General features: G+C 73.5%; 8 protein-coding genes and 1 pseudogene. 6 read left to right on the top strand and 3 right to left on the bottom strand.

The annotated features are described in order from the left end of the window. The first annotated feature begins 74 nt into the window (after positions 1 to 74). The 3 genes from ABT299_RS51550 (at position 75) to ABT299_RS51560 (ending at position 2268) form a co-directional block, all read left to right on the top strand. Entirely contained in the window at positions 75 to 902 is an 828-nt protein-coding gene (locus tag ABT299_RS51550; protein ID WP_500255347.1) for a hypothetical protein, read from the top strand. 66 nt (positions 903 to 968) lie between these two features. After that, entirely contained in the window at positions 969 to 1391 is a 423-nt protein-coding gene (locus ABT299_RS51555) for an OB-fold nucleic acid binding domain-containing protein (protein WP_173095319.1), read from the top strand. Positions 1392 to 1467: 76 nt separating this feature from the next. Further along, positions 1468 to 2268, top strand: a complete 801-nt coding sequence (locus ABT299_RS51560; RefSeq protein ID WP_500255348.1) for a DUF3159 domain-containing protein — start codon at positions 1468 to 1470, stop codon at positions 2266 to 2268. A 112-nt stretch (positions 2269 to 2380) separates the two neighbouring features. Here ABT299_RS51560 and ABT299_RS51565 read toward each other — a convergent pair whose 3' ends face one another. Together ABT299_RS51565 and ABT299_RS51570 are read right to left on the bottom strand one after the other, a co-directional pair. Further along, on the bottom strand, positions 2381 to 3040 hold the full coding sequence (locus ABT299_RS51565) for a potassium channel family protein (RefSeq protein WP_151545913.1): 660 nt from the start codon (positions 3038 to 3040) through the stop codon (positions 2381 to 2383). Beyond that, positions 3040 to 3705, bottom strand: a complete 666-nt coding sequence (locus ABT299_RS51570) for a potassium channel family protein (protein WP_151545914.1) — start codon at positions 3703 to 3705, stop codon at positions 3040 to 3042. Before ABT299_RS51570 ends, ABT299_RS51565 begins: the two co-directional genes overlap by 1 nt. Before the next feature lie 224 nt (positions 3706 to 3929). Between ABT299_RS51570 and ABT299_RS51575 the strand changes: the two genes are divergently transcribed. The 3 genes from ABT299_RS51575 to ABT299_RS51585 all read left to right on the top strand — a co-directional run bounded on the left by ABT299_RS51575 (position 3930) and on the right by ABT299_RS51585 (position 8586). Continuing rightward, positions 3930 to 5963 (top strand): APC family permease, encoded by a 2034-nt coding sequence (locus ABT299_RS51575; RefSeq protein ID WP_387028603.1) that lies wholly within the window; start codon positions 3930 to 3932, stop codon positions 5961 to 5963. A gap of 70 nt (positions 5964 to 6033) precedes the next feature. Beyond that, entirely contained in the window at positions 6034 to 7350 is a 1317-nt protein-coding gene (locus tag ABT299_RS51580) for a class I SAM-dependent RNA methyltransferase (RefSeq protein ID WP_500255350.1), read from the top strand. A 48-nt stretch (positions 7351 to 7398) separates the two neighbouring features. After that, positions 7399 to 8586, top strand: coding sequence for a GNAT family N-acetyltransferase (locus ABT299_RS51585; protein WP_500255349.1), 1188 nt, complete (start codon positions 7399 to 7401; stop codon positions 8584 to 8586). A gap of 80 nt (positions 8587 to 8666) precedes the next feature. Here ABT299_RS51585 and ABT299_RS51590 read toward each other — a convergent pair. Further along, positions 8667 to 9170, bottom strand: a pseudogene (locus ABT299_RS51590) (hypothetical protein); the annotation flags it as partial.

A 9170-nucleotide genomic window follows, 5' to 3' on the forward strand; every position in this document is an offset into this window, starting at 1 on the left:
CCCCGGGCCCCCGACTCGCCGTACGCGGTGGAGGCGAGGTAAGCTGGGTGAGCACTCACTCATTGGAGGCGGCCATGGACGGAACGGCCGGTGCGGTCCGCGGCGGGCGCCCGCCGGCGGCCGCGATGCGCGCGGCGATCGCCGGGATCTGGACGGACGGGCGGCGCGTCGAGCGCGCCTGCTACGCCGTCGGCGGGCTGCTGATGCTCGGCGGCCTCGCCCACCTGCTGGTGTTCGCCGTCGACGGCGGCCCGTGGACCGGGCCCGTCTCGTGGCGCAAGCCCGTCACCTTCGGCCTGTCCTTCGGGCTCACGCTGATCACCATCGCCTGGGCGGGCTCCCACCTCGAACTCGGCGAGCGGGCCCGGCGCGTCCTGCTCGGGGTGTTCGCGGCCGACTGCGTCGCCGAGGTCGCGCTGATCACCCTCCAGGCGTGGCGGAAGGTCCCGTCCCACTTCAACATGGAGACGCCGTTCGACACCGCCGTCTCGCGGACGCTGGCGGTCGGCGGCGCCGTCCTGGTGGTCACGCTCGTCGCGCTGACCGTCGCCGCGTTCCGCGCGAACCCCGGCACCGCCCCGAGCATGCGCCTCGCGCTGCGCGCCGGGTTCGCCGCGCTCATGGTCGCGCTGGCGTCCGGCGCCGCGATGATCGCCAGGGGAGTGGCCGAGGCGCAGACCGGCCACCAGCAGGCCGCCTACCACGTCGCCGCCGCCCTGAAGCCCGCGCACTTCGTCACGATGCACGCCGTCCTGGTGCTCCCGGCGCTGGCCTGGCTGCTGACCTTCACCGGATCCACCGAGGCGCGCCGCGTCCGGGTCGTCGCGCTCGCCGCCGCCGGCTACGGCGTCGCGGCCGCCGCCGTGGTCGCCGTCTCCGCCGTCCGGTTCGCCGCCGCCTGAGACGGGCCGCACAACCAGGCGGGCCGACCGGTCCGATTCACACCGGGATGCCATACGCTTCCACTTATGGACGAGGTTTCGGCCCGCACTTCCCCGGAGACCGACCCGGCCCCGCCGGAACGGGGCAAGGGCGGCCTGCGGCGCTTCCTGCGGCGCATGGCGTCGAGCAAGGCCGAGCTCGAAGCCGAGGAGCTGCAGAAGACGAGCGGTGACGAGGGCGCCACCCCCATCACCGCATGTTCGGCGCGCAAGCGGCACTGCGTGGCGGGTACGCTGCGTACGGTGACCCTCCGGCCCCGGGGCGGCGCCCCCGCGCTGGAGGCCGAGCTCTACGACGGCACCGACGTGATCAACCTGGTCTGGCTCGGCCGGCGGCGCATCGCCGGCATCGACCCGGGCCGCCGGCTGCGCGCCGAGGGGCTGGTCAGCGTCCAGGACGGGCGCAAGGTCATGTTCAACCCGCGGTACGAGCTGCGCGGCGGTTCCTGATCCCGCCCGGCGCGGACGCGTGGGGCGGATCCGGGGACGCGAGGTCGCCCCGCAGCGATACGGCCTGGAGTGCGATGTGAGCGAACGGGAAGCGACAGAGACGGCGGCCGCCACCGGTGACCCCACGGCGGCGCCCGGCGGCCCCGCGCACGCCCCTGCGCCCGACGCGGTGCCCGCCACCGTGACGGAGTCCTCCGGGGCGACCGCCGCCCCGGGCGACGCCCACGACACCGTCGAGGCCGCCGTGCGGGCCCAGCTCAGCAAGGCGCTCGGCGGCGTCCGCGGCATGATCGAGGCCGCCGTCCCCACCATCGGCTTCACCGCGACCTACGTCGCCGCCAAGGACATCAAGCTCGCCGTCGGCGTCGGGATCGGCGCGGCGGTGGTGCTGCTCGCGCTCCGCGTCGCGCAGCGCACCAGCGTCCAGTTCGTGCTGAACAGCCTCGTCGGCATCGCGATCGCGGCGTTCTTCGCGCTGCGCTCCGGCAAGGCCGAGGACGCGTTCCTGCCCGGCATCATGCTGAACGCCGGCTACGCCGCCGCGATGATCTTCTCGATCGTGGTGCGGTGGCCGATCGTCGGGTTCATCATCGGCTCCGTCACCGGCGACCCGACCGCCTGGCGGTCCGACCCCGGCATCGTGCGGCTGTGCTCCCGGCTGACCTGGCTGCTGGTGCTGCCGTGCGCGCTGCGGGTCGCCGTGCAGTACCCGATCTACCTCGCCGCCGGCGACCAGAGCGGGCTGCTCGGCCCCGCGAAGATCGTCATGGGCTGGCCGCTGCAGGTCGCCGCGCTCGCCACGATGGTGTGGCTGCTCGCCCGCGGCCGCACCCCGCTCCCCGCCGGCGAGGACGCCGACGAGCCCGAGCGCGCCTGAACCACCGGCCCCCGCGCTCTGAACCACCGCACCCCACACCGCCCGCCACGGCCCGCCGCCGACCGCGGCGAGGGGACGGGCCGTCCGGCCCGCCCCCTCCGCTCCCAGCGGCCTACCGGCCCCCGAGCAGCTCGGCGAGCTCGTCCTCCACGTCCTGGCTGGCGACGAACATCAGCTCGTCGCCCGGTTCGAGGGTGTCGTCCGGCGTCGGCACCAGCACCCGGCCCTCGCGCAGGATCGCCACCAGCGCCGTGTCGCGCGGCCAGCTCACCGACCCGACCCGCTCGCCGCCGAGCGGCGCGTTGTCGGGCAGCGTCAGCTCCACCAGGTTCGCCTCGCCCTGCCGGAACGTCATCAGCCGGACCAGGTCGCCGACGCTGACGGCCTCCTCGACCAGCGCCGACAGCAGCCGCGGCGTGGACACCGCGACGTCCACCCCCCACGACTCGTTGAACAGCCACTCGTTGTTCGGATGGTTGATCCGCGCCACCACCCGGGGCACCCCGTACTCGGTCTTGGCGAGCAGCGACACCACCAGGTTGACCTTGTCGTCGCCGGACGAGGCGACCACCACCTGGCAGCGCTCCAGCGCCGCGTCGTCCAGCGCGGAGATCTCGCACGCGTCGGCCAGCAGCCACTCCGCGCGCGGCACCATCTCGACCTTGATGGCCTTCGGGCTCTTGTCGATCAGGAGCACCTCGTGGCCGTTCTCCAGCAGCTCCTGGGCGATGGAGCGGCCCACCGCGCCGGCCCCGGCGATCGCGACCCGCATCAGGCGCCCTCCTCGTTCCGCGCCGCGACGGCGGCGTTGATCCGCTCGACCTCGTCGGCGCGCGCGATGATGTGCACGATGTCGCCGTCCTGGATCACCGTGTTCCGCTCCGGGACGAGCGCCTCGCCCATCCGGGACAGGAACGCCACCCGGCAGTCCGCGTGCTCCTCCAGCGCCCCGACCTTCTCGCCGACCCACAGGTGCCCGGAGTCCAGCTCCGCGAGCAGCACCGCGCCGGTCGGGTCCCGCCACAGCGGCTCGGCGCCCTCGGGCAGCAGCCGGCGCAGGATCTGGTCGGCCGTCCAGCGGACCGTCGCGACCGTGGGGATGCCGAGCCGCTGGTACACCTCGGCGCGCCGGGGGTCGTAGATCCGGGCCACCACGTTGTCGACGCCGAACGTCTCGCGGGCCACCCGCGCGGAGATGATGTTGGAGTTGTCGCCGCTGCTGACGGCCACGAACGCGTCCGCGTTCTCGATGCCCGCCTCGACGATCACGTCGCGGTCGAACCCGAACCCGGTGATGCGCCGGCCCTTGAAGCCGCTGCGCAGCCGGCGGAACGCCTCCGGGCTCTGGTCGATGATGGCCACGGTATGGCCCTTGTCCTCGAGGATGTGGGCGAGCGTCGACCCGACCCGCCCGCAGCCCATGATCACGATATGCACGGCCGTTCCTTCTTCCGTCCAGGGGGACGTCCCCCCTGTACCCCCCGCGCCGTGCACGGCATCCGCCGCCGGTCCGCCGACGCCGTGCTGCACCCGAGGATCGCTTTCCTGAATGATCCCTGCCGGGCTGCAAAACTACACATCCGCCCAGGCGAGCACTACCCGGTGGCCCAGAAGGCGGGGCCGGGGAAGCGCGTTCGGCGGACGGGCTAGGCTCTCCTTCCGTGTCAAAGGTTCCGGACCTTGCGAAGCGGCTCATCTTGGGCCGCGCTCTCAGCAGCGCCCAGCAGCACGAACAGCTGCTGAAGAAGAGGGTCGCGCTGCCGATCTTCGCCAGCGACGCCCTGTCCTCCGTGGCGTACGCCCCCCAGGAGATCCTGCTCGCGCTCGCCGCCGCGGGTCTCGTGACCTACCACTACACCCCCTGGGTCGCCGCCGCCGTCGTGGTGATCCTGCTCACCGTCGTCGCGTCGTACCGCCAGAACGTCCGGGCCTACCAGAGCGGGGGCGGCGACTTCGAGGTCGCCACCACCAACCTCGGCGGGAACTGGGGCGTGGTCGTCGCCAGCGCCCTGCTCGTCGACTACGTCATGACCGTCGCGGTCTCGGTGTCGTCCGGCGTGGAGAACCTCGGCGCGCTGCTGAAGTTCATGCAGCCGCACGAGGTGGCCGTCGCCATCGGCATCGTCGTGCTGCTCACGATCGGGAACCTGCGCGGCCTCAAGGAGGCCGGGGTCGCCTTCGCGATCCCGACCTACCTGTTCATGTTCTCCATCGTCGCCATGCTGGTGTGGGGCCTCGGCCGGCTGGTGACGGGCGCGCACCTGGACGCGGAGACCGCGCACTACCAGATCCACGGGGACGAGACGGGCGTCGCCGGGTTCGCGCTGGTGTTCCTGCTGCTCAGAGCCTTCTCCTCCGGCTGTGCCGCGCTGACCGGCGTCGAGGCGATCAGCAACGGCGTGCCCGCGTTCCGCAAGCCGAAGGGCGAGAACGCCGCCAAGACGCTGCTGGCGCTCGGGATCGTCGCGATGACGATGTTCGGCGGGGTGACCGCGTTCGCCTACATCACGCACGCCAAGTTCGCCTCGCCCGACCAGGGCAGCCACCTGATCAACCCCGCCACCGGCCGGGAGGTCACCGACGCCGACCCGGTGATCGCGCAGGTCGCGCACACCGTGTTCAGCAACTTCGAGGTCGGGTTCGGGCTGGTCACCACGATGACCGCGCTGATCCTGTTCCTCGCCGCGAACACCGCCTTCAACGGGTTCCCGGTGCTGGCGTCCGTGCTCGCGCAGAACCGGTACCTGCCCCGCCAGCTGCACACCCGGGGCGACCGCCTGGCCTTCAGCAACGGCATCATCATCCTCGCCACCATGGCGGGGCTGCTGATCTACGCCTACGACGCGTCCGTCAGCCGGCTGATCCCGCTGTACACCGTCGGCGTGTTCGTCTCGTTCACGGTCAGCCAGGTCGGCATGGTCCGGCACTGGAACCGGCTGCTCGCCACCGAGACCGACCAGGCGCAGCGGCGGCGGATGCGCACGTCCCGGGCGATCAACGCCTTCGGCGCCACGCTGACCGGCATCGTCCTGATCGTCGTGCTGCTGACCAAGTTCCTGCTCGGCGCCTACATCGTCTGCATCGCGATGCCGCTGCTGTTCCTGCTGATGCGGGCGATCCGCCGGCACTACGACCGGGTCGCCGAGGAGCTGGTGCCGTCCGGCGAGGACGTGGCGCTGCCCGCCCGCAACCACGCCATCGTCCTCGTCTCCAAGATCCACAAGCCGACGCTGCGCGCGCTGGCGTACGCCCGCGCGACCCGCCCGTCCTCGCTGGAGGCCGTCACGGTCGCGGTGGACGCCGAGGAGTCCAGCCGGCTCCAGGAGGAGTGGGACGCCCTCGACATCCCGGTCCCGCTGAAGATCCTCGACTCCCCGTACCGGGAGATCACCCGGCCCGTCCTCGCCTACGTCAAGAGCGTCCGGCGCCGCAGCCCCCGGGACGTCGTCACCGTCTTCATCCCCGAGTACGTCGTCGGCCACTGGTGGGAGCAGCTGCTGCACAACCAGAGCGCGCTGCGGCTGAAGGGCCGGCTGCTGTTCCAGCCGGGCGTCATGGTCACCAGCGTCGCCTGGCAGCTGCACTCCTCCGACCGGCTGAAGGGCCGGGTGGAGCCGCCGGGGCCGGGCGCGTCCCGCCGTCCGCCGCGGGTCGAAGCGCGCCCGTCCGGCGGTAGTGTTGCGGACCGTGAGTGAAACCGACGGAGTCGGCCCGGGGGGCACGTCCCTCTCGCGAGGCACCGACTCGGACCCCGATGGTCCCGAGATCCTCGAACTGGAGATCGGCAACGTCGCCAACGGCGGCTTCTGCGTGGCGCGGCACGAGGGGCGCGTGGTGTTCGTCCGGCACGCGCTGCCCGGCGAGCGGGTGCGGGCCCGGGTCACCGACCGCACCAAGAACTTCCTGCGCGCCGACGCCGTCGAGATCATCGAGGCGTCCCCGGACCGGGTCGAGCCGCCCTGCCCGTTCGCCGGGCCCGGCCGCTGCGGCGGCTGCGACTGGCAGCACGCCTCGCTGCCCGCGCAGCGCGCCCTCAAGGCCGCGGTCGTCGAGGAGCAGCTGAGCCGGCTGGCCGGGATCACCCGCACGGTCGTCGTCGAGGAGGTCCCGTACCCGGTCGACGCCGAGGTGATGCCGCAGCCGGGGCTCGGCTGGCGCACCCGCGTCCAGTTCTCCGTCGACGGCGGCGCGGTCGGCCTGCGCCGGCACCGCTCGCACGACATCGAGCCGGTCGACGAGTGCCTGATCGCGCACCCCGGCGTCGAGCTGATGGGCATCGAGCGCAAGCGCTGGCCCGGCGCGTCCGGCGTCGAGGGCATCGTGTCCGCCACCACCGGCGACCGGCTCGTGGTGCTGCGCGGCCGGGACCGCCGCAAGATCCGGGTGCCCCGGCTGGACGTTCCGGTCCGGCTGGTGCGCGGCAAGCCGGAGCCGGGATCGAACCCGCCGTACGTCCGCGAGAGCGTCTCCGGCCGGATGTTCCATGTCAGCGGCAGCGGGTTCTGGCAGGTCCACCCGGGCGCCGCGCAGCTGCTCGCCGACGCCGTCGTGGACGCGCTGGAGCCGAAGCCGGGCGACATCGCCCTCGACCTGTACTGCGGCGTCGGGCTGTTCGCCGGCGTCCTCGCCGACCGGATCGGCCGCGACGGCCTCGTCGTCGGCGTCGAGTCCGACGGGCAGGCGGTCCGGGACGCCCGGTTCAACCTCCGCGACCTGGACAACGTCTCGATCGAGCGCGGCCCCGTCGAGGAGATCATCGCCGACCTGGAGTTCGGCCGCGCCTCCGGCGGCTCGCGCACGCAGAACAAGCGCGGCGGCGGCCACCACCGGGGCGAGCGCGTCCGCCGCGCCGACGTCGTCGTCCTCGACCCGCCCCGCACGGGCGCGGGCCGCGACGTCGTCGAGCACATCACCCGGCTCGCCGGCCGCAAGATCGCCTACGTGTCCTGCGACCCCGCCACCCTGGCCCGCGACCTCGGCTACTTCGGCGAGCGCGGCTGGACGCTGGAGACCCTGCGGGCGTTCGACGCGTTCCCGATGACCCAGCACGTGGAGTGCCTCGCGACGCTGGTCAGGGGCTGACCGCCCGCCTCCGGAAAACCGGTTGCGGGCGCTGGTTACCGTGGGCGCATGACCGATCTGGAGATCAGGGACGTCCCCGAGGACGCCCTGGACGGCATGATCGACTTCTCCGGGCTGGTGTTCCACCAGCGCATCCGCGAGCGCGACCTGGAACGCTGGCGCTGGCTGATGCGCCGCGCCGAGCGGATCGGCGCCTGGTCCGGCGGCGTCCGGGCGGGGCAGCTCGCCGCGCTGCCGATGCGGCTGGCCGTGCCGGGCGGGACCGTCGACTGCTCCGCGATCACCGCGGTCGGCGTGCTGCCGACGCACCGCCGCCGCGGCGTGCTGTCGGCGATGATCGAGCGGATGCACGCCGACGCGATCGCCGCGGGCCGCCCGGTCGCGGTGCTGTGGGCGTCCGAGGGCGCGATCTACGGGCGCTACGGCTTCGGCCTCGCGGACCGGGCCGCCGAGCTGGAGGTCGACACCTCCCGCCCGCTGGACCTGCGCACCGAGCCCGACCCGCGGCCGCTGTGGCTGGTCGACCCCGCGGAGGCGCCCGCCGTGCTCGGCCCGATCCACGAGGCCGCCCTGTCCCGCCGTCCGGGCGGGCTGGTGCGCGACGCGGAGTGGTGGTCCCGCAACGTCCTGCCCGAGGAGGAGCTGAGCGACGAGCGGCTCACCGAGCCGCGCGTTGTCGTGCACCCGGAGGGCTACGCGATCTACCGGACGGGGCACGGCACCGTCCGGCTGGAGGACCTCGTCGCCGCGGACGCCCGGGTCGAGGCGGCGCTGTGGCGGTACCTCGCCGGGATCGACCTGACCTCGCGGATCAAGGCGCCGAGCCGCCCGGTGGACGACCTGCTGCCGCACATGGCCGCGGACCCCGACCAGGTCCGGGTGGCCGGGGAGTACGGCGCGCTGTGGCTGCGGCTCGTCGACGTCCCGGCCGCGCTCCGGGCCCGGTCCTGGGCGTCCGGCGACGCGTTCGTGCTGGACGTCGCGGACGCCCGCATCCCCGCCAACCACGGCCGGTGGCGGCTGACGACCGGGCCCGCGCCCGGCTGCGCGCCCACCGCCGACCCGCCGGACCTGTCCCTGGACGTCGCGGACCTCGGCGCCGTCTACCTCGGCGGCGCCAGGCTGAGCACGCTGGTGTGCATCGGCGCGGTCACCGAGCACACGCCGGGCGCCGCCGCGCGCATGGACGCCGCCCTCGCCGTCCCGCTGGCCCCCTACACCAACGACGACTTCTGAGATCGAGCCGCGGCGTGCCGCTGCCATGAGCGCCTCATGACGACGACACGCCGCGGCTCAACGGGGCGGCGCCGGGCGGATCAGCGCCAGAAGAAGACCTTGGCGCTTCCTCCGGTGGCGACCTTCGCGGCGCCGGAGCCGTGCTGGACGACCTGGAACCGCACCCGGTAGCCGTCGCCCACGGTGTCGGCGCCCAGCGAGTACACGATGTGGGTCTGGTCGCCGGCCGACACGTAGTCCTGCACGGGCCCGCCGGTGACCTTGCTGTCGTCCTTGCTGTCGACCTCGACCGTACGGGCCTGGATCAGCGTGCCCGCGGGCACCCCGGTGACCGTGACGGCGGCGGTCAGCGCGTAGCGGGCGGAGCCCCACAGGATGCTGGGGCCGCCCGCGTCGCTGTGCTGGTGCTCGGAGTCGGCGTAGTCGTGCTGCCAGCTGACGTTGGTCCACTGGCCGGCGGGCAGCTGCTGCTCCTTGGTCGTGCCGACGGACACGTAGCTCGGCATGTCGTCGTTCTCCTCCTCGGGCGAGACGCCGACGCGCCACTGCCCGTAGTCGCTCTTGACGGCGCGGTCGTAGTCGAG

Source organism: Spirillospora sp. NPDC000708, assembly GCF_040299565.1.
Classification (GTDB): Bacteria; Actinomycetota; Actinomycetes; order Streptosporangiales; family Streptosporangiaceae; genus Spirillospora.